Genomic DNA, 24,523 nt, shown 5'->3' on the forward strand with positions numbered 1-24,523 from the left:
GTCTGTTTCGTTTCGTCACCGTACGTCCCGACACACCTCAAGCACTTTCTCTCTCAGCCAGCGATGCCCCGGATCCTTTTCCATTCTCGGATGCCACATTTGCGACACCGTTATGCTCCGGGTTTTAAAGGGCAGTTCGAACACATGCAGTTGCTCCGTCATCTGCTGATTGAGCAAATACAGCGCCGGCACCATGGCGATAAAATCGGATGCCAGTGCCACGGATAATGCCGTAGGAAAACCCGGTACCACGCTCGCCACTTTTCGCGTCAGGCCTGACTCCGCCAGCGCATCATCCACAAACCCATGTAACGATCCGTCCGGCGCGGCCACCACATGACCCCAGGCGACATACTCCTTCACGCCGATTTCCGGTAATGATGCCAGCGGATGCGTCTTACGCACTGCGCCAACAAACCTGTCCTGAAAAAGCCGTTGCAGACGAATTTCCGGTCCCATATTGCTCTGAACGCCAATTTCCAGATCAACGAGCCCCTCCCGCAGATAGCGTGACGTTTTTTCAGGCTTCGGCGCAAAGCGAAGACAGACGTCCGGCGCAGCTTCAGCCACGGCGGCAATCAGCGCCGGGCCAAACGCGACGACAAACCCATCATTGGCTCTGATGGTAAAAAGCCGCGCCAGTTTCTCCACCTGCAATGTCTCCATTGACGGCTGCAGCACCGCCCTCGCCTCCTGCACCGCATTTCTGACTCGCTCCCGGGAGGCTTCCGCCCAGGGCGTCAGCACCATATTTCGTCCGGCCCGCACCAGGAGCGGATCGCCCGTTACTTCTCTCAGGCGGCTGAGCGTGCGGCTCATGGCGGAGGTACTCAGGTTTAAGCGGCGCGCGGCCCCGGCGACGCTGGCTTCTGCCAGCAGGATGTCGAGCGCGACCAGCAGGTTAAAATCGGGATCGGACATGATGAACCTCAGATAAGGCGTTACGTGCAATGATTAAGTGTAAACCATGCGCCTTCCGCCTTATATACCCCGCGCTTATAGTTTCGTCATCAAAACCGACTTCAGGAGTGCAGATGATGACGCTATTTTCAAACCAACCCGGTGATGACGGGCTGCCAGGCCGGGAGCGCGCCAGGGTAATGTTCGCCGTAATGATGACCACATTGATGGGCGTTTTCGATGGCACCATGATTAACATTGCTCTGCCATCTATGGCACAGGCAATGCATGTGCCCGCAAGTTACGCGGTCTGGTTCGCCAACGGTTATCTGCTTGCCGCCGCCATGACGCTGATGATTTTCGCCTCGCTCGCCACCCTCTACGGCACCCGTCCCATTTTTCTGGCCGGTCTCGCCACCTTTACGCTGACATCGCTGGGTTGCGCGCTGGCAACAACCCCGGAGCTGCTCACCGGGATGCGTGTCTTGCAGGGGATCGGCGGCGCGGCCACGTTGAGTATAGCCCCGGCGATCCTGCGTTCCGTCTTTCCGGGCCGGTTGCTCGGTCGCGTGCTGGGCCTGCACGCCCTGCTTATTGCCTCCAGTACCGCCGTTGCGCCCGTGCTGGGCGGCGCAATACTGGACACCCTGAGCTGGCAGTGGCTGTTTGCGATCAACATCATTCCCGGAACCTTCGCGCTGTTGCTGGCTGGCAAGGCGTTACCCGGAAAATCAACGTCCGAAAAAGCGGCGTTCGACGCGCCCGGCGCGATGCTCTCGGCGGTGCTTTTAGGTTCAATGATTATGGCGGCGAACAGCCTTAATTTTGCAGCTGTCTGCTGGGGTATTGTCGCGCTGGTCAGCACGGTTCTGTTTATCTGGCATATCCGCCGTGCCCCGGCGCCGTTACTGCCCCCCGCTATTTTCAGCAACGGGCGTTTTACCCTCGCGGCATTAACCTCGTTAGCCTCGTTTATCAGCCAGGGAATTACTTTTATCGCCCTGCCTTTCCTGTTCCAGAGCGTATATGGCTACAGCCCTGTCGTTTCCGCACTGCTGTTTATCCCGTGGCCAATCGGCATCGTGCTGATCGCGCCTCATGCGGGCCGTTGGGCGGACACGATTTCTGCGCCGCTGATCTCAACCATCGGGCTGGCTATTTTTGTCGTGGGGTTGATCCTGCTGGCGATGCTGCCCGCCGCGCCCTCTGCCTGGGATATCTGCCTGCGCAGTCTGGTGTGCGGTATCGGATTTGGCTGTTTTCAGAGCCCTAACAACCGGGAAATGCTGTCGAATGTTTCGCGCGGGCACGCCAGCTATGCCTCCGGGGTGTTGTCTGTTGCGCGGACGTTCGGGCAGTGCCTGGGTGCCGCAGTTGTGGCCATCCTGCTGACCATCATGTCCCCCGAAACCGGCCAGACGTTGAATGAACGGGCCGTCCATTTTGCGCTGTGGGTGGCGGTGGCGACGTCTGTCGCGTCGGTGCTGTGTAGCCTGAGTCGACTGCGCAAAACGCAGGCAGCCGTTAATTATCTCAACTAGACTTCTTAGCGGCTGTACGTCTTCATCTAAGACTCAGCCCACTTCACTCAGGTTCTTTCACTCCCCGAGAGGTCTACCATGTCATTTGTCACCACCAAAGATGATGTCAGTATCTTCTATAAAGATTGGGGTCCCAAAGATGCACAACCTATCTTCTTCCACCACGGCTGGCCATTAAGCGCTGACGACTGGGATAACCAGCTGTTGTTCTTTTTAGCTGAAGGCTTCCGCGTTATCGCCACCGACCGTCGCGGTCATGGCCGTTCTAGCCAGGTCAGCGACGGGCACGATATGGACCATTACGCCGCCGATGTTTCAGCCGTCGTTGAACATCTGGATTTACACAATGTGGTGCATGTCGGCCATTCCACCGGCGGCGGGCAGGTTGCACGCTATGTGGCGAAATACGGACAACCGCAGGGCCGCGTGGCGAAAGCGGTGTTGATCAGCGCCGTACCGCCTTTGATGGTGAAAACGCCGGATAATCCGGGCGGTACGCCGCTTGAGGTGTTTGACGGATTCCGTCAAGCGCTGGCCGCCAACCGGGCGCAATTTTACCTCGATGTGGCGACCGGCCCGTTCTACGGTTTTAACCGAACCGGAGCTGAAATATCGCAGGGAACCATCCAGAACTGGTGGCGACAGGGGATGATTGGCAGCGCGAAAGCGCACTATGAAGGTATTAAAGCGTTTTCAGAAACGGATCAGACTGAAGATCTGAAAGCGATTACCGTGCCGGTGCTTATTTTGCAGGGCGATGACGATCAGGTGGTGCCGTATAAGAACGCCAGCCTGCTTCAGGATGAGCTCATCAGCAACAGCACGCTTAAGGTTTATCCGGGCTATCCGCACGGTATGCACACCACGCACCCTGATACGATCAACAAAGACTTACTGGAATTTATTCGCAGCTGACAACCTGAAACGGGTGGCCTGTGCCACCCGCTCCGGGAACTTACAGCGAGGCTTTCAACCGCAGGACCGCTTCCTTGAGATTCTCATCCGTGACGCTGACATAAGACATGCGCAGCGTGGCGTGATCCGGCTCGTTGCAGTAGAAGAACTCACCTGGCACATAGACCACACCGTTGTTGAGCGTCTTTTTCAGCCACTCGGTGGTGTTCATTTCGTATTTAAATTTCGCCCACAGGAACATACCGCCCATCGGCTTGTGGAACGTCAGATGTTCGCCCAGCTCGCTTTCCACTGCCTGACAGAGGATCTCGCATTTATGTTTATAGGCGTCGCGGATCAACGCGATTTGCCCCGCCAGACGGCCGGTCGTCAGATAGTGGTAAGTGAGCGATTGCGACAAGGTGCTGGTGTGCAGATCGGTGGCCTGCTTCAGAATGACAACCTGACGTTTCACCCAGTCCGGCAGCACTAACCAGCCTACCCTTGCGCCCGGCGCGAGGATTTTTGAAAACGTCGAGGTGTAAATCACGTTATCGCTGCAGCCCATTTCCGCCGCCCAGGCTTTTAATGGGGTGAAGGTTTTGTCGGTAAAATTGATTTCGCCGTAGGGATCGTCTTCGATAATGACGAAATCGTAACGCTGCGCTAATTCCACTAACTGCTTGCGACGCGGCTCTGCCAGGGTCACGCCGCCAGGGTTGCCAAACGTCGGGACGATATAAACAGCTTTGATCGGCGTGGTCTTAACCAGCGCTTCGAGCTCATCGACGATCATCCCTTCGCCATCGGTACCCACCGACATCAGGTTCGCTTCTGCTAACTGCAGAACCTGCAGGGCCGCGAGATAGGTTGGACGTTCGACGACCACAATATCGCCCGGATTAATCAGCGCCCGCGCCAGAATATCCAGCGACTGCTGGGAGCCGGAGGTGACGACCACCTCGTCAATACCGCAGCGAATCCCCCGGCCGCTCAGCAGCTGGCAAATTTCCCCGCGCAGCTCCGGGCTGCCCTCGCTCAGTCCGTACTGGAAAGCGTCTTTCCAGGTGCTGGAGAGCACTTTTTCCATTGCCATTTCCAGCCCTTCGCGATCGAAAAGATCCGGGTTAGGAATGCCCCCACCGAGTGAAATCACCCCTTCCATCTTGCTGTGTTTTAATAGTTCTCTGATCGCTGATGACTGGAGGTTTTGTACTTTGTGGGCAATTTTGTTGTGCGACATCTTTTATTATCCTGGTTTGTTGTATCCCAGTTTAAGTATCACATGTCGGCGGCTTTGATAATCACTTTCTGCGGCAGAAAAACGAGGAATAACAATTGAAGAGGCCGGAGCACGACGGCTCCGGCAGAAGGATCAGAATTCGATACGGGCGCCGAAGTTATAGCGGCGGCCTTCCAGCATCGAAGACTGGTTATAGGAGGTGCGGTAAATCGGGTTAGCATCGAACAGGTTATAGATCCCGGTCATCAGCGTAACGTTCTTGTTCAGGTGATAACGCGCCCCCAGATCGACGAGCGCGTAGGCTTCGGTTTCGCTGGATTTGCCGATGTCCGGCGAGGAGCTGCGCCAGCTCGCTTTGGTCCACAGTTCGAGGTCGTTCACCCCGTTCCAGGTCAGAGAGACGTTGGCCATGCTTTCCGGGAAATCGCTCAGGGCATAGCCTTTGTAGTCGCCGCTTTTCTGCTCGCTGTGGGTATAGGTATAGTTCGCGTTGGCTCTTAACGATGACGTTACCTGCCAGTCGCCGTTCAGCTCCAGACCGTAGATCTCAGCGTCGCTGACGTTGGCGTACTGAAAGACGGAATCTGCGACGTAACCGTTATAAGTACACGTCTGCGTGTCTGATGCGGTACAAATCACGCGGTCGCTGATTTTGTCCTTGAATTTGGTGTAGAAGATGGTCGCATCCAGCGCCAGCGCGTCCTGCTGCCAGTACAGGCCCAGCTCGGTGTTAACGCTCTCTTCCGGTTTCAGATCATCATTACCGATGCCGATCTCAGAATAAGGATATGCGCCATACACGCTGGTGAAGCCTTCGTTATTCTGGCGCAGATCCGGTTTCTTATACCCGGCCGACACGCCGCCCTTCAGCGCCCAGCTCTCATCAATGGTCCAGTTGCCGTAGATCTTAGGCGTGACGTGATAACCGAAATAGCTGTCGTGATCGAGACGCGCCGAGGTGGTCAGGGTGAAGTCCGGCACAATCATCCACGCGTCTTCAGCAAATACCGCCCAGCCATTACGCGAAATCTCGCTCACCGGCGTGACGCCCGGCGCTTCTTTATCCTTAATGCCGAACTCATCATCCAATTCGTTGCGGGTAAAGTTCACGCCCAGCGTCAGCTTGTGGTCGCCCAGGGTAAAAATGTTGGCGCTGTTCGCTTCGTAGTTCTTCTGGGTAATAAACTGCGAGGACATCTCCGGCACGCGGTACTCGGTCTTCGCTTTCTCGTAGCTGACGAAGTTCTTCACTTCCAGTATGTCGCCGTACCAGGCATGTTGTGACAGCGAAGCCGCGTCGCGGTCAAAGCCCCAGTACCACTGCTTATCGTTATGCGTCTTCTCCTGATTGCCTTTGGTGGCGTTCAAATCCCACAGCTGGGTGTCGGTTGGTGACATGGAGATCGTCGCATCCAGATTGCCGGACTGATGCTTTACAAAACGCTCATCGTTGATGCTGTCATCGTCACGGCGATCGAGATAATCCGCGGCCAGGCTCACCCCAAGTTTACCGGGGATCACCGGGCCCATCACAAAGGCATTGGTCTGGTTGGTATTGCCGTACTCGCTCTTCTCCTGCAGGAAGTAGTTATCCTCCAGAACGCCGGTCCACTTCTCCAGGTTATAGGCTTTTTTGGTGATGACGTTGACCACGCCGCCGATGGAGTCAGACCCATAGAGCGAGGACATTGGCCCGCGGATCACTTCGATCCGCTCGATGGCGGCCAGCGGCGGCATAAAGGCCGCTTCGGTGCCGATATGGTGGCCGTACGGACGGGATTCGCGGGTGGCCTGTTTGATGCCGTTCACCATGTACGAAGTATAGGTGGAGTCCATCCCGCGCATCTGCACATCGCCCGTCGCCAGGCTGCCGTGGCCGTTGCCCACCAGGACGCCCGGCATCTCGCGCAGGGCTTCCGTGACGTTCTGGTTCGAGCGGGTGTTCAGCTCCTTTTCATTTACCACGGAGATGGTTGCGGGTGCTTCGCGACGTTCCTGGCTGAAGCCGGTCGCGGTGACGACCAGCTCATCTTCGTTAACGGCGGTAGTTTCTGCGGCGAAAACGGCCGCAGGAAGGTTAGCCAGGGCGAGCGAAACCGCCACGGCCATGCGTGTCTGCTTTATCAAAACCGGATCCTCAGAACTTAGTTAAATCAATCTTGAGCACGTAGTCAGCCTGGTTGGCTTTCTCACCCTGCTTGACGCTGGCATAGAGCGTGCTAGCATCGGCAGACAGCGCCAGGCTGTTTGGCATCGCCGTGGTTTTAATGGTGTGTTTCAGGCGATTGCTGGTCGCGTCGATTACGCTAATCTGGCGATCGTTACGGTGAGTGACGTAGACCTCTTCCCGCGCCGGGTTGTACAGCACGGCAACGGAGTTTGGGGTCGGAACGCGATGGAGCAGCTTGCCGGAGTCGAGCTGCACAACCAGCACGTCTTTGGTGTTGGTGTCGGCGATATAGCCTACGCCCCTGGCGGTGTTCAGCGCGATGTTGAGGAAATAATGTTCCGGATCGGCGGGATCGACTTTCACGCGATTAAGCAACTGCGACGTTTTGCCATCGAGGGTAATCAGTTCGCCGCTGCCGGAGACGACATAGACCCTGTCGCCCGCTTCATCTACCGCAAAACCGACCGGCTCAAGTTTTTGAAGGGTCTGGGCAAGCTCCTGCTTCTGCGTATCCACCACCCAGAGCAGGCCTTTATCCTTACGCCCTATCCCGGAGACGTACAGACGCTGATGCTTCTTATCCAGTACCACTTCACGCACGTGGGCTCTCTTTTCCGGATCGGAATTGTCGCTCAGCTGAAGGGTTTTGATGGCTTTGTCGGTGCGCGTATCGAGCAGCGTCACTGACCCTTCCAGCGCATTGCCGAGATAGAGAATGTGGTTTTCTTCATCCAGCGCGACGGCAAACGTGCGACGCTCCATCGGGATTTTCGCGTCAATTTGCAGCGACTGCGCCGCCAGCTTAAAGACTAACCCGTCCGTTTTGTCTTTATCGAATGAAGGCGCGGAGGCAGCGTAAAGCGCCTGCTGGCCTTTGTCCCAGGCCAGTTCGTAGACGCCATGCCCAAGCGGCTGGGAGACGAAATCCTTTTCGGTGAAGGTTTTGGCGAATACTGACCCCGAGTGCATCGCCAGGGAAATGGCGAGCGCGCACAGAGTTTTGTTCATTACGGCAGAGGCTTTAATCATGTTATTTTTCTTTACAGTTGCTTACGTAAAGAAAAATGATAATGAAAATAACTATCATTATCAATTACAAACAGGCGTAACTTCCCTACCAATTTTTGTACTCATCTACTCCATCCGCCCTATTTTTGCCGCCTGGCTTGCCAGACCGCGGAAAATCGCCCCGCTTATCTGCTCCGGGAAATCCGCAGGCAGGTCCGCCGTAACGGTCGCTATGACCTCATCGGTGCGGCTGGACATCTCTTTCATCAGTTTTAGCGCGGAGTCCTGCGAATACCCCGCGTGCGCAGCGGTACTGATAAAGTGGCGCGGCTGGATCGTCGCGAAATGGTATTGCCGGTTTTTGCCCTGTAAAGCCATGGCCATCTTCGCTTTTTTGGCCGGGATACTCCCCGCTTCAAACAGCGGAAATGCCGAAATCACATCGTATAAAGGGGTCATGCGAAACGAGGAGTCCGCTTCGATAAACAGGCTGAAATTCTTACCGTGACCATCTATTGCAGCCAGCATCCAGAACAGGATCTGCGTTTTAAAGAACATCTCACGATCCTGTCCGGCAAGGCGGGAGCCGAGCAGCAGCTTCATGGCGTCGGCGATGCCGGGACCGCCGTGGGATTCATATTTCAGTGCCGGAGAGACGCCCAGCGCCTGACAAAAATCCTCCTGCGGCAGACGCATCAGCCAGCCGCTGCGGGCCCAACGGCGATCGAAGCGCTCAATAATCAGCACCTTTTTGCCACTAAAGGTCGCCATTTCGGCCTGTGCAACGGGGAATCCAAAGGCTTTCGCTATCCGCAGGCAAAGCCACTCGTTTTCACAGCTCTCGCTAAGATCGATATTGTTCTGCTCTATCCTGCCGATCGGCAGCTTGAAAATATGGCTGGTTGGGGTACTGCCCTGGGGTCGCTGCCAGCGATCCTGATACCACAGCAGCGCTGTTTTCTCCTGCGCGCCGGCCAGCGAGATGCGGAAATCGGCCTCCTCTTCGCTCATGCCGAGCGGCGCCATCTGGTAGCCCTCAAGCAACGCCGCAATCTGCGCATCATCCAGCGGTTCGGCGACAATATCCGTCACCGACGGAATCTCCAGCCCCGGTGGATAGAGCTGAATGGCGCCGACGCAGTCTCGTCCGACGCTGGCGAGCAGATCAAAGGGATGCGCCGTTTCGACCTGAAAGCGGGCCTGCATGCGGGCAATGATTGCCTCTGAATCGGGCAACAGGTTACTGAAAAAATTGAAGACCTGCTTTCCGCGTATCCTGCCATGCTGTAGCGGCAGAGACAGCGAGATAGAACGCGCGCCCGGCTCTGCCAGCCACCCGGGGGCATACTCAAAGGACATCGCACCGCTGCCATCACGATGCAGCGTACCCACCACGTCGCCGTTCATGGCAACCGTCAGACGTTGTGCGCGCATCGCTTACCACTCCTTGGTCCATGTAGTGTTATCGGGCAGCGAAGAGCCTCTTTTCACCACATGCAGTTCCAGATCCAGCGCCGAGAGGATTTTAAACAGCGTCTCCAGTTTGGTGGATTCCGGTTTGTTCTCGAAATCCGATACCGTGGTTTGTTTAATACCAACCTGTTCAGCCGTCTCAGATTGCGTTAACTTATTGACCTTACGCTGATCCCGGACAGCCTGAGCCAGCGCGCCAGCTGATGTCACCTTCATGCCTACCCCCCATAGCGGATATTCTAAGAAAATCCCCTGTAGGGGATAAAACAAGAATAACCCCTATAGCGGTTAAATTCAATTTATCCTCTATGACGGATAGAATAACGGTTATGCCCTTTCTACTCTGTTAAGCGATGTACTCTGGCACGATGTTGATGTCAGGTTATTGATGAAAGCATATTGTATGTTGTAACTAAAGAACATTGCTGACCATTTATCTGTATTTATGGATTGTCAGATGAGCCGCCTTATGTATATTCCACCAGCGTTAAGCCGCACAGATTTAATAACAAAAGCGGATCGGGTATATATTTTCCGGGCTAAGACGAAAGTACCAGACGCAGTTTTGAGACATCAGGACAGATATGCAGGAAACGAGCGTAGCGGGCAGCGATTATTTTAAGCTGTGGTTAGGGCGTAATATCGTTTAACCGAGCCGTAACGCATAAAAAAAGCGCCACCAGCACATGATGATTTTATTCGAATTTTTAATAACCGAAGCGAAGGTCGGTTGAAAAACCCCGCTCTGGAGCAGGATCCGCGACTATCATTGAAAGAGAAGGTAGCAGTGTTTTCGCATTGATACACAGGACGTAGACATAAAACGGGTGAACTCCGGGGTATTGCTATTGCCCTATTCCGCTGTTAACGAAATATGTGGAGGGGATGGTTATGGTTGAATGTTTTTGCAATAAACATGGCTCAGATTTTATTCTGCATTATTTTTCTCCGTAAGTATGGGTAATCAAGTATGGCCGGGCGTTTTAAATAACGAGGCTTAAAATATTTATTAAAAATACGATTACCCATTCCGGAGCAACAATATGCCGATATTCAGGTCGTTCTGGCAGGCAGGTTTTGAAGGTGCGGATTTTGTTACGCGGGCAGGTAACGCCCTTTCAATGGATAAAGCAACGGAGCATGACATACGCCATACAGAGGATTACCGCGCGCTAGAACCGTTCAACATTGCAACGGTAAGAGAGAGCGTTGGCTGGCGTCTTGTCAATAAATCAGGCGGTTACGACTTTACTACCGTTGCCAAAAAGATGATTTCGGCACAAGAAACGGGCGTGCAAATTTGCTGGACGATCTGTCACTACGGCTTTCCTGATGATATCGATTTTTTCTCCGAGGAATTTGTCTCCCGTTTCGCCCATTTATGCGGTTCTCTGGCCGCGTTTCTGCGCCCCTGGTATGACGAGCCGCCCGTCTATTCGCCCATCAATGAGATCTCATTCACAGCCTGGGGCATTGCGGTGGGGCTGTTCCCCACTTCTCCACCGGGCGCGGGTGAAAGCATGCAGGTCAAACGACAGCTGGTTCGCGCCACAATTGCCGCCTGCGATGCCATATGGGCGGCCGATCCGCGAGCGAGAATTTTACATTGCGACCCGTTAATCCATCTGATTTCGCCGGATAGCGATCCCGTAAGCATTGAGCAAACCGAGGCTTTGCGTACCGCGCAGTTTCAGGCGTGGGACATGCTTACAGGCAGACATGAGCCTGAACTGGGTGGTCATCCCCGCTATCTGGATCTGCTCGGGGCCAATTATTACCACGACAATCAGTGGATTATGGGCAACAACCAGCGCCTGCCGTGGCATCTGGGCGACCATCGCCGACGGCTGTTGCACGAAATGTTGCAGGAGACCTGGGAGCGCTATCAGCGTCCGATTCTGCTTGCCGAAACGAGCCATGTGGGTAGCGGGCGTGGCGCCTGGATTAAGGATATCGCTTCAGAGGTGGCGCAGGCGCAGCTTGCAGGCGTGGAGCTCGTAGGGATTTGCCTTTACCCGATTATTGACCGACCCGACTGGGAGAACAGCACGCTCTGGCACCACTCGGGCTTATGGGATTTGTCGCCAGAAAAAGAGAGGCAGCTTAATGCCGTTTATGCCCGTGCGCTTAAACAAACCCAGTCCCGACTGGAACACTTTCAATACTTAACTGGCGTCAATATTTGCACCAGCAAAGAGGTATCAGGCATGGAAAAAATTTATGTTTTTAGTCACCTGCGCTGGGATTTTGTTTTTCAGCGCCCGCAGCATCTGCTGACGCGGCTTGCTGAGCACTATCAGATTGTATTTATCGAAGAGCCGCTCTGGTCAGCGGGTAAAGCGGAGCTGAAGATGACCCAGCCCGCGCCTAACGTGACCGTCATCCAGCCGCATACGCCGTCTACAGAACCGGGTTTTCACGATGAGCAAATCGCCTGGCTGGAAACGCTGCTGTCAGAGATCCGCGATGAAGGTGAAACCCCGGTCGTCTGGTTCTACACGCCGATGGCGCTCCCCCTGCTGAAAGTCTTTACCCCGGCCGTCGTGGTGTACGACTGTATGGATGAACTGGCCGCCTTTGAGAAAGCGCCCCGACAGCTTCTGCAGCGTGAATCAGCCCTGCTGACGCGCGCGGATATCGTCTTTACCGGCGGGCCGAGTCTGTATGCCGCCAGGAAAGATCGCCATCCGAACATTCACTGTTTTGCCAGTAGCGTGGATGCGGTGCATTTTGAACAGGCGCTGGATCGCACGAATCACCATCCGCTGCAGGATGACATTCCCCACCCGCGGCTGGGCTATTACGGCGTGATTGACGAGCGGATGGATTTACGGCTTATCGCGACGCTCGCGGATGCGCATCCGGAGTGGCAAATCGTGATGGTCGGCCCGGTGGTGAAAATCGACCCGTCAACCCTGCCGCAAAGAAGCAATATTCACTATCCCGGCATGCAGCCATACCAGGCCCTGCCCCACTTCCTTGCCGGCTGGGACGTCTGCCTGATGCCGTTTGCGCTGAATGAGTCCACGCGCTTTATAAGCCCGACGAAGGTGCTGGAATACATGGCCGCGCAGCTGCCGGTAGTCAGTACCGCCATTGCCGATGTCGAAAAACCTTATGGCCACGTGGTTGCCGTCGCCCGGGATCATACCGCCTTTGTCGTGGCCTGCGAACAGGCACTGGCGTTATCAGAGGAGGAACGCGCCTCGCAGCGCGAGATCATGCAAGAGATTGTCGCCAGTACCTCCTGGGATAAAACCGTGCAGAATATGCATGAGCTGATTGAACAGGCGTTTGCCCGCCATCAGGCCCGGTCGACAGTCGCAGCGGAGGCCGCCAGCGACGACCTTTCTTCCCCGCCGGTTTTACGGCTGATCCCACCGGCCAGAAGCGGTGCAGAAGCCGAACGCTGTTTAATTCTGGGAGCCGGGCCGACGGGTCTTAGCGCGGCCTACCATTTTGGCGAAGGGGCAATCTTGCTGGAGCGTAATGAAACGGTGGGAGGCCTGTGCCGCTCGGTTCAGGACAACGGATTTACCTTCGACTATGCGGGGCACATTATGTTTTCCGCCGATGAGGAGGTGCTGGCCCTGTACAACATCCTGCTGGGTGACAATATCCACTGGCAGATCCGCGAAGCCTGGGTCTATACCGACGGCGTGTATACCCGCTACCCCTTCCAGGGATCGCTTTACGGCCTGCCTGCGCCGGTGATTAAAGAGTGCATTCTGGGTGCCATCGAGGCGCGATATGGCACGGGTTCTGAGGTGAAAAGCATGGCCCCGACCTGCAGTAATAGCGCCCGTCACCATCATGACTGCTGTGCCGATGGCGCAGTGCCGGACTACACCAGCACAGGCCAGCAGACGCCGCCAGAAGGCAGCTTTGAAGCTTTCATCTATGAAACCTGGGGCAAAGGGATCGCCCGCCATTTTGCTATTCCCTACAACAAAAAATTATGGACGGTGCCGCTCTCGGAAATGGAGACCTCGTGGCTGGGTGGACGCGTCCCCCTGCCGGATCTGGATCAGATTATCGAGGGTGCGCTGGGTGAAACCGCGAAGCCCATGGGGCCCAATGCGCGTTTCGGCTATCCCCTGAAAGGCGGTTTCCAGGCGCTGATGTCCGGGTTTGTGCCGCATATTAAGGGCCGCATCGAGACGGGCGCGGAGGTCAGCAAAATCTACGTTAACCAGCATATCGTGGTGCTCTCTGACGGCAGACAGTATCGCTATGAACAGATGATCAGTACCCTGGTGTTGCCGGAACTTATCCGCCTGATGGGCGACGAAGTGCCCCCGGATGTTCGCAAAGCCGCAAAAGGACTGCGTCACGTCTCTGTGCGCTGCGTCAACCTGGGGATTAATCGCGACAATCTGACCGATAAACACTGGATCTACTACGCCGGTAAGACGGTATTTCATCGAATCTTCGTGCAGGGCAACGCCAGCCCGTTCTGTAGCCCGGCAGGCGCGTGCGGCCTGACCTGCGAGATCAGCTATTCGCCGGATAAGCCTCTGCCTGCCGACGGCCAGGCGCTGATCGACAGATGCATTCAGGAGTGCATCGACGTGGGGATCATCTCGCATAACGATGAGATCGTCACCTCCAATCAAATCGACATCCCTTACGCCTACGTTATCTATGACCAGCAGCGCAAGGAGAACGTCGAAACGATCAGAAAATGGCTGTTGCTGCACGGCATTACCCTCGCCGGACGATACAGCGAATGGGAGTACTACAATTCTGACCATGCATTTATCGCCGGAAAAGTGGCGGTTGAGAAGGTCAGGCAGTCTGCGTACCGGCACTCCGTTTCGTAGTGGTCTACACTCTCGTGCATAAAAAACAAAGAGCGCGGGATAAATGGAGAGTCTTTTGAATCATCACGAGCTGAACCTGTTCTCGCAGCTCGTATGGCAACTCGGTGCTGGCCAGGGCAGCAACGCCCTGCGCCAGCAGACGCTTGAGAATGTGTGCGCCCTGCTGCAGGCCGACTTTGCGGCGTCGTGCATCTGGTCTCCCGCCTCTAATACGTCCTCCCATGGCGTCAGCTGGAACATAGATGAACGCGCGATGCGGGAACATGCCAGCACCTGGCAGTACATTGACCCCATCACGCCGCTGCTGCGGGCAAAACAGCGTCCCACCCTGGTGGACGAGGTAATGAGTGCGCGCGAGCTTAAAAAGAGCGCCTTTTATAATGAGTTCCTGAAACCCTGCGGCATGCATCACGGGGTGAACGTCTACTTTTTACGTGATGGCGAAGATGTGGGGGATCTGCGCATCTGGCGAGCTAAAGGCGCCGCACCGTTCGGGCAACGGGAGTTGCACCTTCTGCACTTGCTGGAGCCCTGGTTCGCCAGAGCCTTACCGAAACGGGATAAAACGCCGCTGCTCACCGCCCGGGAGCAGGAGGTCGTTGATCTGGTCTGCAAAGGACTGGGTGATAAAGAGGTTGCCCGGCTGCTGAACATCGGGTTTACCACCGTGCGCACCCATCTCAATCACGCCCTGAAAAAGCTCGACTGCGCCAACCGGACGGAGCTGGCCTCCAGACTTAAGCATTAATCTCTCCTCAATCCTGAGGATGGCGCGCTAATTGCCGATTTGCCTAAATGTTCCGGACTACCACCGTCCGGAAATAGCCTAATGAAAACAATAAACGACCTGACACAACTGCACACCCTTACCGCCACCGACGCGGCACAACTCATTCAGGAACAAAAAGTGTCGAGCGAGCAGCTCGTTCGCGCCTGTTTAGCCCGTATAGACGCCCAGCCTCACCTCAACGCCTTTATTACGGTGAACGCGCAGCAGGCGTTAGCCCAGGCCAGAGCCTGGGACCAGCATCTCGCCGACGGCGGCGCACCGTTGCCTCTCGGCGGTGTACCTATTGCGGTGAAAGATAATATTCACGTGGCCGGATTGCCCAATACCGCCGGTACGCCAGCCCTGAAGGACTTCGTGCCCACGACCACCGCGCCGGTGATCCAACGGCTGATCGACGCGGGGGCCATCGTGGTTGGCAAATGCAATATGCACGAGCTGGCCTTTGGCGTAACCGGCTATAACGCGGCGTATCACTCGCCGGACGTTAAAGGGGTGCGCAATGCCTGGGATGCCAGCCGGATTGCGGGCGGTTCGTCGTCGGGCAGCGCAGTGGCCGTTGCCGCCGGAATGGTACCGGTGGCGATGGGCACCGATACCGGCGCCTCGGTTCGCCAGCCCTGCGCCCTGAACGGCTGCGTCGGTTTTCGGCCTACCACGGGCCGCTACTCTCAGGCGGCGATCACCCCGATTTCCCACACCCGGGATACCGCAGGCCCGATGGCCCACAGCGTGGCCGATATCACTCTTCTCGACAGCCTGATTACCGGTGCCGCGATATTGCCCGCCAAACCCGCCAGTGAGATCCGCTTAGGGCTGGCGGACTATTTCTGGCAAACGCTGGATGACGAAGTCAGCGAGGAAGCCCACGTCGCGCTTGCAAGGCTGCGCGCCGCCGGGGTGACGCTGGTTGCCGTCGAAATGCCCGGGCTTGAAGAGGCCAACGCCGCCGTCTCGTTTCCGGTGGTGATGCACGAGGGTAAAGAGGATTTACAGGCTTACCTGGAAGCGCATAACACGCAGGTGAGCCTGGAGGAGATTGTCTGGCACATCGCCAGCCCGGACGTGCGCGCCATCTTTGAGCACGGCATTGTGCCGGGGCTGATCCCCGATCGCGATGGCAACCCTGTTCCACTCCAGCCGCTCTACGACCGGGCACTGTCTGAAGGGCTTCCGCGCCTGCTGAACATCTATGAACAGACGTTCCGGGAGAATCAGCTGGATGCTTTAATCTTCCCGACCTCACCGGTGGTCGCCCCGCTGGCCAATGATGAGGTGAGTTCGGCGGAGAACTTTGCTCGCCTGATCCGCAATGTCGATCCGGGCAGTAACGCCCGCCTGCCGGGGCTGACATTGCCGGTCGGTTATGGCGCCACCAGCCAGCTGCCGGTGGGGCTGGAGATCGACGGCCTGCCGGGCAGCGACGCATTGATTCTGGCGATTGGCGCGACGCTGGAGCAGATTTTGGCGCGTTAACGGATCTTGCCGCTGAATAACCGAAATCCCCAGGTGTTATACAGCAGCGTCACCGGGGCCAGCAGCGCAAAGCTTATCAGCAGAAACTGTTGCGTCTCCGGGGGCGCTGCCGCCTGATGAACCGTTAGCGTGGTCGGCACAATCCACGGATAGAGGGTAAAAACCAGCGCGCCAAACGCGGAACTCACCAGCATGAGGATCGCCGCCAGCGGTAAAAAGTCATAGTGCCGCACCAGGCTGAACCACAATAAAACGGAGCCTGCCGCCACTGCCCCCGCAAACGGCATCCACACCCGGGGGTTTTGCAGATGCTGGCGCCACGCCTCCTGTAACTGCATGCTCCAGAAAAGCAGCCCAAGCACTAACACCAGCGTTATCCCTGCCAGCCAGGGGATCGCCCGTCGTGCCCGGGACGCCAGCGCCCCTGTCCCCCGCCAGTTCAGCCAGCCCTGCCCCATCAGGCAATACGCGACCACCAGCGTCAGCGCGCAAAATAGCGGGAACGGGCTGAACCACTCCCATCCCGTACCGGTAAACTGTTGACCATCATTGGGGATCGTCTGGATCAGACTGCCGACAATCCCCCCCTGCGCAAGGGTGGCAAACAGTGACCCTGCTATCAGCAGTTTATCGAACAGATGAGGAGCGTAATGACGATACTCAATCGCCATTCCACGCACGACAAGCGCCAGTATCAGGATGAACACCGGCACATACAATGCGCTCAGAATAATGGCATACGCCACGGGAAACAGGCCAAAAAGGCTGCCCGCCGCCAGCACCAGCCAGGTTTCATTGCCATCCCAGATGGGTAAAAGCGACAGCACAATCTTATGCCGGGACGCCTCATCGCGCTGAAAGGCGCATAACATACCGCTCCCCAGATCCGTCCCGTCCAGCAGAACATAGATCCACAGGCTCAGCACCAGAGACGCCGCCGACAACGCCTGTAAGATCGGCAACCCCATCACTTCATGCATCCTGTTCCCCTTTGCCCGTCCGGCGGGCCACATCAGGTTCTGCCCCCTCTTCGTCTGGTGCTGGCGGTCTGGCAAGCAGACGCAATAAAAACCACAGACCCAGCGCAAACAGCACCAGATAAAGCGTGACGACGAGGATAAACGAGCCGAGAACGAATTGCGGTCCCAGAGGAGAGAGGCTCTCTGTGGTACGTAGCAGGCCGTAGACCGTCCAGGGCTGCCGCCCGGCTTCGGTAACCACCCATCCGGCCAGCATGGCAACAAAACCGGCGGGCGCCATCAGCACCATCAGCCGTAAAAGCCAGCGTGTCTGCCATAATCGTCCCCGCAGCCGCACGACCAGCCCACCGACACCTGCCGCCAGCATCAGCAGTCCAAGCCCGACCATGATACGAAACGCCCAGAACACCAGCGGCACCCACGGCAATTCATCCGGCGGATATTGATTAAGACTGTGGATAGTCCCCTGCAGGTTATGGCGTAGATAAAGAGAGCCGATATCCGGGATCGCCAGCTCATAGTGATTACGGTGCTGCGCCATATCGGGGATCGCAAAGAGGCGCAAGGGTTCGCCATGACCCGGTGGCGGCGGATCCCAGCTTCCCTCCATCGCGGCCAGCTTCACCGGCTGGTGATCCCGGGTATTTTCCCCATGCAGATCCCCCAGCACGATTTGCAGCGGGGCCATTATTACAAGCGCCCACATTGCCAGCGAAAACATACGCCGTGCCGCCGGATGCCGGGGATCGCGCAGCAGATGCCATGCACCGCAGGCCGCCACCAGACAGGCGGTGCCCAGCATCGCCGCTCCGACCATATGCGCCATCCGCCACGGGAAAGAGGGATTGACGATCGCCGCCCACCAGTCGACGGGACGAAAGCGACCGTCGGCGGCAATCAGATAGCCATCCGGCGTCTGCATCCATGAATTAGCGGCGAGGATCCAGAAGGCGCTAAAAAACGAGCCCAGCGCCACGATACAGGTCGCCATAAAGTGAATGCCCGGACGCACCTTGTTCATCCCGAACAGCATTACTCCCATAAAACCCGCTTCCAGAAAGAAGGCCACCAGCACTTCCATATACAGCATCGGCCCCAGTACCGCGCCGGTGCGGCCAGCAAGACTGCTCCAGTTGGTACCGAAGGAGAACTCCATCACTACCCCGGTCACCACGCCCACCGCCACATTCAGGGCAAACACCTTGCTCCAGTAGCGCCAGAGGCTGAGCCAGACCTGCTGCTTACGCCATAGCCAGAGCCCTTCCAGCACCATCAGAAACTGCGCCAGCCCAAGGGTGAACGCCGCCAGCACGATGTGAAAACTGATGGTAAAAGCAAACTGACTGCGCGCCAGCAAAAGCGCGGTCTCCGGACTCATGGCAACGCGTACGCCATCAATGAATCACCGGAACGGGTACCGAGCCCGCCATGACCGCCAGCGGCAATGACAACGTATTGCTTGCCGTCTCCGGCCTGATAGGTCATTGGCGTGGCCTGCCCGCCTGCAGGCAGTCGGGCGCGCCAGAGCTCCTGGCCGCTGGCCTCATCAAAGGCTCGCAGGTAGTCATCCGCCGTGGCCCCGGTGAAGATCAGCCCGCTTTGGGTGATCACATTTCCGCCCATCATAAAGATGCCCGTTGGCAGCGGCACGTTGGTATGGGTGCCGAAAATGTTCATATCCCGGGTGGTGCCCGCCGGGCGCTCCCAGATGATTTTTTTACTCACCAGATCGATGGCATAGATTTTCCCCCACGGCGGTGCATTACAGGGGGCATCCAGCACGCTTAGCCAGGGTTTGACGATGGCCGCCCAGGGCGTGCCGTATTGCGGCCCGACGGCGAACTCTTTTGGTTTTGGATAGGGTTGTCCGCTCTGCCAGCCCGCCCACGTTTTCATGAGTCCTTTCTGAATAGCCTCTTCGCTTTTCATGATCTGCATGGTGAAGGGGATATAGCTGGTGTTGGCAATCAGCACGTGGTGAAGCGGATCGACAGAAGCGCCGTACCAGTCAATCACCCCATCAAAGGCAGGATAAGCAATAGAGGTTCCCTCGGCGGGTGGGGTAAATTTCCCCTGATAGCGATACTGGTGAAACTGGATCCGGCACAGGAGCTGGTCAAACGCGGTGGCACCCCACATATCCGTTTCCCGCAGATCGGCAGGGGAAAGATCCGGCATGCCAGCAGAATCTGGCTGAACGGGGGAAAGCCTTTCCCCGGGAAGTGACGGCGTCACAGCAACCGATTTTTCATTGACGGCGGCAAGGGGTTTTCCGCTTCGCCGATCCAGCAAAAACAGTTGCCCCATCTTGGTGGTTTGCACCAGCGCCGGGGTTATCCCCCCATTACCATCGGGCAGATCGACAAGCGTGGGGCCGATGGGAACGTCATAGTCCCAGACGTCGTGATGCACGGTCTGATAGTGCCAGCGCTCTGCGCCGGTCCGGACATCCAGCGCCACAACCGCACTGGAGTAAGTTTCGTCAAAGGGACGCCGCTGCGCCCCGTAATAGTCCGGCGTGGCATTGCCAAGAGGAATGTAAACCAGCCCCAGCGCGGGATCGGCGGTATAGGTTCCCCAGCCGTTAGGGGTACCCCGCGTATACTCTTCGCCGGGTTTCAGCGGCGCATTGGCGGGATTGCGCCCCATGTCCCAGGCCCATGCCAGGTTACCGCTTTTGGTGTCATACGCCCGCACCACGCCAGAGGGTTCGCCAGTGGACTGGTTATCATAGATCCAGCCCCCAAGGATGATACGTCCGTCCATGACCATCGGCTGTGAGGTGATGAAATGGAAACCCGGGGGAACCTCGCCCATATGGTCCGTGAGGCTGACAAATCCCTGCTTACCAAAGCTGGCGCAGGGTTTGCCCGTCTCCGCATTCAGCGCCACCAGCCGGGCATCTGCGGTGGTGGTGATCACTTTTTGCGGACAGTCCTTGTCAGTGGCGTCGTCGCTCCAGGCCACACCCCGGCAGGCCAGATACTCGTTCGCCGAGGTATCGTTTTGCGGATCGAATGTCCACAGCGCTTTACCGGAGGTGGCGTTCAGGGCGATAACCTGACGATGCGGGGTGCAGATATAAAGCACATCGCCCACCTTCACCGGCGTGACCTCGAGGTTAAATTCACGCCCGGCTTTGTCCTCCCCCTCGCGTTTCACATCCCCTGAATCAAAACGCCAGGCCAGTTTCAGTTGGCTGACGTTCTGGGGAGTGATTTGCATCAGCGGCGAAAAACGCTGCCCGTCGGCGGTACGGCCATAGTATTTCCAGTCATCATCGCTTTGCGATATTTGCGCCGCCTGCGCAGGTGGGAATGGCTGATGATGGATAAACCGCGTGCCGGAGATATGCCAGCCAAAGATAAGCATTGCCGCAATAGCCACGACGTAGATCCCGCCTGCGGCCATCCCCTTCCGCCTGGCTGAGGGAACCAGGGTCAACTGGCGGATCACCCACGGCATGCTGATCCATACACCAAGGACCGCGACCACCAGCAGGCGGGGCATCAGTTGCCAGCCATCCAGCCCGACCTCATACAGTGCCCAGCCAGCGCAGGCCAGGAACATCAACAGATAGAGCCAGACGCCGGAAAGCCGCTGGCGGAACAGCAGTACACCGCTGATAAAAAAGCCGACGCCCAGCAGGATAAAGACAAAGGTCCCCCCGACGAACGCCAGCCAACCGCCCAGAACCACATAGCCAAGCCCTACAAGCGCGACCAGCAAGCCGGTTAACACGGCCCAGAGACGAGATGTTATCTGTGGCATAGCCCACCCTTTTGTAAAGACAAGTCAATAAAGTTTAAGAAACCTTTGGGATGACGCCTTAAGAAAGTGGCTATAAAGACAGCCCGGGAAAGGGAATGAGGCGTAACAGGATAAACAAAGCGTAGTTCGTGGCGTTATGGGTTTTGTATGATGCCTTTGTCGTCATTAAAACCTTACTGACGAGATTGACTTACCTCCGAATAGAACGACAATAAATGTTCCCGGCGAAAATTGTATAACTGGAGCTTATCATCATCGCCTGTTCACCTCGTTCTCAGCTAGCCACCCACCTTAAACGTTCCGGCATGCTTATCGCATGGGCGCTTTTACTGGTCAGTTGCAGCTCAACCCCACCTAAATCCCTGGTCACCCCGCTGCCGCCCGTGGCGAAACAGCCGCTGCCTGATAAAAACGCGCGCCACCAGCCGGTGCGCGGCGTCTGGCTGACGACCGTTTCCCGTCTCGACTGGCCGCCGCAGGCATCCGTGAATGGCCGTAGCGCCGAATCGCGGATCGCCATGCAGCAAAAGGCCCTGACCGACAAGCTGGATAACCTGAAAAGCCTCGGCATCAATACCGTGTTTTTCCAGGTGAAACCGGACGGCACGGCGCTGTGGCCGTCAAAAATACTGCCGTGGTCAGATATGCTGACAGGAAAAATTGGTGAAGATCCGGGCTACGATCCGCTGCAGTTTATGCTTGATGAAGCGCACAAGCGCGGGATGAAAGTTCACGCCTGGTTTAACCCGTACCGCGTGTCGACCAATACCCGCCCCGGCACGGTCGCAGAGCTGAATCGTACCCTGACGCTGCATCCGCCGAGCGTTTACGTCCTGCATCGGGAGTGGATCCGCACCGCGAGCGATCGTTTTGTTCTCGACCCCGGTATTCCGGAAGCCCGGGACTGGATCACCAGCATCGTGGCGGAAGTGGTGTCGCGCTACCCGGTCGACGGGGTGCAGTTTGATGACTACTTCTATGCCGAGTCCGCGGGTTCGAAGCTGAACGACAATCAGACGTACCGCCAGTATGGTCAGGGATTTGACTCAAAAGCCGACTGGCGACGCAACAACACCCAGCAGCTGATTACCCAGGTATCGCGCACCATTAAGCAGTTAAACCCGAACGTGGAGTTTGGCGTGAGCCCGGCAGGCGTCTGGCGTAACCGCTCTCACGATCCGGCCGGCTCCGAAACCCGGGGCGCGGCGGCATACGACGAGTCCTTCGCCGATACCCGTCGATGGGTGCAGCAGGGTTTGCTGGACTACATCGCCCCTCAGCTGTACTGGCCTTTTGCCCGGGATGCGGCGCGCTATGACGTGCTGGCAAAATGGTGGGCCGACGTAGTGAAGCCGACCCATACGCGCCTCTATATTGGCGTGGCGCTGTATAAAGTGGGAGAACCCTCGAGCAAAGAGCCCGACTGGACGGTAAACGGCGGCGTGCCGGAGCTGAAGAAACAGCTCGATCTGAACGAATCCGATCCGCATATTGACGGCACGATTTTGTTCCGTGAAGACAACCTGAACCAGCCCCGGGCGCAGGACGCGGTGCGGTATTTGCGCACGCGCTGGGGGTCGTAAAGGGAAACGCTCACTGTTTCAGAAAGAACTGCAGCCTGGGATAACGTTCCAGCCATCGCTTTGAGTCGATACGTTGTATAAACACATTCAATTTATCGCGCTCAAATGCAGGTGTTGGACGCAGGCGCAGCTCGAACAGATCGCCGAGCCCATAGGGTGCAATTATCTCAATACGTTGATTATCACCTAATCTGACCGCTACAGCCGTAGCGGTTTCAGGCCAGTGCCGCAAGGCGTGTTCTGTCGAGAGGTAGGGATTATCACCGTTTCGCAGATGCATTCTGGCTTGATTCTTTACCGACCAGTCGAAGGAAGGCATTTGTTGTCTGAGTCTTTCTTCCAGAAAGCCATCATGTTCCGGACTGCAACGTTCTGAATCGAACCAGACCACATCCACATCACCCGAAACAGGGCGTCGACCCGAGCCGTGTAAATGATCCCATACGGCATCTCGTACAAACCCCGCCCCGATCCAGCCGTCATTGAGTTTCAGTGCCCTCACTGCGAAGAGCACATCCATCCTGCCAGGATCATCAGACACTATTTTCTGCAATGACGTTAAATATTCCACAGGTGCCTCTGTCAGAAAACGAATTAAAGGAGTTCAACCACTTCAAACTCTTCCGCAATCAGCTCCATATCATCAGAAAAAGTCCCTTCCTGGGTAAAGAATCGCTGGTGCTCTTTGCACCAGTGTTCGAGGCTTAAATCACCTTCACCCTCTTTGCGGGCAAACTCAACGGTGACATCACAAAAGCGCACCAGACGCGCCGAAACCACCCTGACTACGCATGCCGGTACCTCCTGCCCGTCAAGAACGATGACGTAACCGCCAATTCTGGATGCGGCACCTTCTTGTTGGTAAGAGGCTAAGGAACCACAGGTGGCTGTTTTAATCCCTTTTCTGATCAGGTCCGCAAGCTCGCTTGCCAGCGCCTGGCTGTCCCCCATCTGCCAGACATCCGCACCGGGAAACTTCATTTTTAATCCATCAATCGTATGCATAAAAAACCTTATAAATCGTGATACGCAAAATGCCGGGGGCGCTTCGCTTGCCCGGCCTACATTCTCTTACCTGTAATACTTATCTGGTAGTAGCAACAAGGGTATCGTTCATTTAATGTGGATGAAATAACAATCCTGCAGGAATAATGCGCTATGGATAATGCCTTACTTCAAAAAGCCGTTGTTGCTTTTATTGTGGTGCTGTGGGTAATAAGTGAATTCAGGACCAGGGCAAAAAAACAACATGCTGACCCCGCAATTGCAGCAGCAGACGCCAGAGAACGACATGCATGGCGCTACGTCAGATGGGGCTACCGGGCACTACAGATTACAATAATGGTGTATCTGTTCAAATCGCTGATTCAATATTTAGTGGCATAGCTCCAGCACAAAGGTAAACATCCAGAAGGGTTTTCAACATGAGTGAACTGGTAAGAAAGAACTATCCGGAGTTAGGGGAAGTGAAAGCCCCGTATGTCCATTCAGTCAGGCATGGAAACACGCTCTACATTTCCGGGTTAACCGCGTTTGGCACACCCGCGCAACACCAAGGCATCGCGGAGCAGGCCGAAGAGATATTCAGTCAGATACGGAAAATTATCGCAGCAGAAGGCGCTGATTTTTCGTCACTCATCAAAGTGACTATCTTTATCACCTCGTTCGCGGAGATCAACGCGCTGCGGGAGGTGCTGTACCGTAATTACGGGAACCATTTGCCTGCCAGTTCGCTGGTAGAGGTCAGCCGCCTCTTTTCGCCGGACCTCTCTGTCGAAATTGAGACGATTTTTGCCCTGTAATATCGACGGGTAACGTTGCTGGCCCCTGGCTTTTCTTGTAACCTTCCCCGCTTCCAACCCTGGCCTGATAAT

Annotated in this window: 19 protein-coding genes; 8 read left to right on the top strand and 11 right to left on the bottom strand. The window is 56.4% G+C overall.

The genetic code is table 11. The features are described from left to right. Positions 1-15: 15 nt before the first annotated feature. A complete protein-coding gene (locus FFB58_RS03055) occupies positions 16-921 on the bottom strand; it encodes a LysR family transcriptional regulator (RefSeq protein WP_138368944.1) in 906 nt (301 codons plus the stop codon). Positions 922-1,037: 116 nt separating this feature from the next. Here FFB58_RS03055 and FFB58_RS03060 point away from each other — a divergent pair, with 116 nt between their 5' ends. Together FFB58_RS03060 and FFB58_RS03065 are read left to right on the top strand one after the other, a co-directional pair. Further along, on the top strand, positions 1,038-2,441 hold the full coding sequence (locus FFB58_RS03060) for an MFS transporter (protein WP_138369243.1): 1,404 nt from the start codon (positions 1,038-1,040) through the stop codon (positions 2,439-2,441). Between the two features lie 78 nt (positions 2,442-2,519). After that, on the top strand, positions 2,520-3,356 hold the full coding sequence (locus FFB58_RS03065) for an alpha/beta hydrolase (RefSeq protein WP_138368945.1): 837 nt from the start codon (positions 2,520-2,522) through the stop codon (positions 3,354-3,356). Positions 3,357-3,396: 40 nt separating this feature from the next. On the opposite strand, the gene FFB58_RS03070 is transcribed toward FFB58_RS03065, so the two are convergent. The 5 genes from FFB58_RS03070 to FFB58_RS03090 all read right to left on the bottom strand — a co-directional run bounded on the left by FFB58_RS03070 (position 3,397) and on the right by FFB58_RS03090 (position 9,445). Next, positions 3,397-4,578 carry a PLP-dependent aminotransferase family protein gene (locus FFB58_RS03070; RefSeq protein WP_138368946.1) on the bottom strand — a complete coding sequence of 394 codons (1,182 nt, stop codon included), beginning with the start codon at positions 4,576-4,578 and terminating at the stop codon, positions 3,397-3,399. A 132-nt stretch (positions 4,579-4,710) separates the two neighbouring features. After that, complete coding sequence (locus FFB58_RS03075; protein ID WP_138368947.1) at positions 4,711-6,705, bottom strand: TonB-dependent receptor; 1,995 nt, start codon at positions 6,703-6,705, stop codon at positions 4,711-4,713. Between the two features lie 10 nt (positions 6,706-6,715). Then, positions 6,716-7,777: a YncE family protein gene (locus FFB58_RS03080; RefSeq protein ID WP_138368948.1), complete on the bottom strand. Its 1,062-nt coding sequence runs from the start codon at positions 7,775-7,777 to the stop codon at positions 6,716-6,718. Between the two features lie 105 nt (positions 7,778-7,882). After that, complete coding sequence (locus tag FFB58_RS03085) at positions 7,883-9,190, bottom strand: type II toxin-antitoxin system HipA family toxin (protein WP_138368949.1); 1,308 nt, start codon at positions 9,188-9,190, stop codon at positions 7,883-7,885. 3 nt (positions 9,191-9,193) lie between these two features. Then, positions 9,194-9,445 (bottom strand): helix-turn-helix domain-containing protein, encoded by a 252-nt coding sequence (locus FFB58_RS03090; RefSeq protein ID WP_138368950.1) that lies wholly within the window; start codon positions 9,443-9,445, stop codon positions 9,194-9,196. 827 nt (positions 9,446-10,272) lie between these two features. Between FFB58_RS03090 and FFB58_RS03095 the strand changes: the two genes are divergently transcribed. The 3 genes from FFB58_RS03095 (at position 10,273) to iaaH (ending at position 16,315) form a co-directional block, all read left to right on the top strand. Further along, entirely contained in the window at positions 10,273-14,052 is a 3,780-nt protein-coding gene (locus FFB58_RS03095) for an NAD(P)-binding protein (protein WP_138368951.1), read from the top strand. 55 nt (positions 14,053-14,107) lie between these two features. After that, on the top strand, positions 14,108-14,800 hold the full coding sequence (locus FFB58_RS03100; RefSeq protein ID WP_205735736.1) for a LuxR C-terminal-related transcriptional regulator: 693 nt from the start codon (positions 14,108-14,110) through the stop codon (positions 14,798-14,800). Between the two features lie 81 nt (positions 14,801-14,881). Continuing rightward, on the top strand, positions 14,882-16,315 hold the full coding sequence (gene iaaH / locus FFB58_RS03105) for an indoleacetamide hydrolase (RefSeq protein ID WP_138368953.1): 1,434 nt from the start codon (positions 14,882-14,884) through the stop codon (positions 16,313-16,315). Here iaaH and FFB58_RS03110 read toward each other — a convergent pair. Genes FFB58_RS03110 through FFB58_RS03120 form a run of 3 tightly spaced genes read right to left on the bottom strand, consistent with a single transcriptional unit; the run spans position 16,312 to position 21,066 of the window. Further along, positions 16,312-17,295: a cytochrome d ubiquinol oxidase subunit II gene (locus FFB58_RS03110; protein ID WP_138368954.1), complete on the bottom strand. Its 984-nt coding sequence runs from the start codon at positions 17,293-17,295 to the stop codon at positions 16,312-16,314. The two genes, iaaH and FFB58_RS03110, sit on opposite strands and share 4 nt — an antisense overlap. Continuing rightward, positions 17,288-18,673, bottom strand: coding sequence for a cytochrome ubiquinol oxidase subunit I (locus tag FFB58_RS03115; protein WP_138368955.1), 1,386 nt, complete (start codon positions 18,671-18,673; stop codon positions 17,288-17,290). The genes FFB58_RS03110 and FFB58_RS03115 overlap by 8 nt, the downstream gene beginning before the upstream one ends. Continuing rightward, positions 18,670-21,066 carry a membrane-bound PQQ-dependent dehydrogenase, glucose/quinate/shikimate family gene (locus FFB58_RS03120; protein WP_138368956.1) on the bottom strand — a complete coding sequence of 799 codons (2,397 nt, stop codon included), beginning with the start codon at positions 21,064-21,066 and terminating at the stop codon, positions 18,670-18,672. Before FFB58_RS03120 ends, FFB58_RS03115 begins: the two co-directional genes overlap by 4 nt. A gap of 305 nt (positions 21,067-21,371) precedes the next feature. On the opposite strand from FFB58_RS03120, the gene FFB58_RS03125 reads away from it, so the two are divergent. Beyond that, a complete protein-coding gene (locus FFB58_RS03125; RefSeq protein ID WP_052246153.1) occupies positions 21,372-22,649 on the top strand; it encodes a glycoside hydrolase family 10 protein in 1,278 nt (425 codons plus the stop codon). 10 nt (positions 22,650-22,659) lie between these two features. On the opposite strand, the gene FFB58_RS03130 is transcribed toward FFB58_RS03125, so the two are convergent. After that, positions 22,660-23,220, bottom strand: a complete 561-nt coding sequence (locus FFB58_RS03130) for a nucleotidyltransferase family protein (RefSeq protein WP_138368957.1) — start codon at positions 23,218-23,220, stop codon at positions 22,660-22,662. A gap of 23 nt (positions 23,221-23,243) precedes the next feature. After that, entirely contained in the window at positions 23,244-23,654 is a 411-nt protein-coding gene (locus FFB58_RS03135; RefSeq protein ID WP_171029922.1) for an ASCH domain-containing protein, read from the bottom strand. A gap of 153 nt (positions 23,655-23,807) precedes the next feature. On the opposite strand from FFB58_RS03135, the gene FFB58_RS03140 reads away from it, so the two are divergent. Continuing rightward, on the top strand, positions 23,808-24,035 hold the full coding sequence (locus tag FFB58_RS03140) for a hypothetical protein (protein ID WP_138368958.1): 228 nt from the start codon (positions 23,808-23,810) through the stop codon (positions 24,033-24,035). Between the two features lie 38 nt (positions 24,036-24,073). After that, positions 24,074-24,451 (top strand): RidA family protein, encoded by a 378-nt coding sequence (locus tag FFB58_RS03145; RefSeq protein ID WP_138368959.1) that lies wholly within the window; start codon positions 24,074-24,076, stop codon positions 24,449-24,451. The last annotated feature ends 72 nt before the right edge of the window (positions 24,452-24,523 follow it).

It is taken from the genome of Enterobacter sp. MF024 (genome assembly GCF_005843915.1).
GTDB classification, from domain to species: domain Bacteria; phylum Pseudomonadota; class Gammaproteobacteria; order Enterobacterales; family Enterobacteriaceae; genus Enterobacter; species Enterobacter barmai.